The organism is Exiguobacterium sp. s152 (assembly GCF_018618335.1).
In the GTDB taxonomy this organism is placed as follows: Bacteria; Bacillota; Bacilli; order Exiguobacteriales; family Exiguobacteriaceae; genus Exiguobacterium; species Exiguobacterium chiriqhucha.
Genome location: NZ_JACSLX010000037.1, coordinates 1 through 218 on the forward strand (window position 1 = coordinate 1; position 218 = coordinate 218).

Annotated in this window: 1 rRNA gene; it reads left to right on the forward strand. The window is 50.0% G+C overall.

From position 1 onward, the window contains the following. Window positions 1–133: 133 nt before the first annotated feature. Window positions 134–218: ribosomal RNA gene (rrf, locus tag KNP72_RS15795) — 5S ribosomal RNA — on the forward strand; the annotation flags it as partial.

Consider the following 218-nt stretch of genomic DNA (forward strand, 5'->3'; position numbering starts at 1 on the left):
AGGTAGATAGGTCATGGGTGGAAGCACGGCGACGTGTGGAGCTGAATGATACTAATCGGTCGAGGCTTTGATCTAGTCTAATGGTTTGTATGAATTGATGAGTCTTCAGTTTTGAGAGAACAATCTCTCTATGTCTGGTGGCGATAGCGAAGCGGCCACACCCGTTCCCATGCCGAACACGGAAGTTAAGCGCTTCAGCGCCGAAAGTAGTTGGGGGT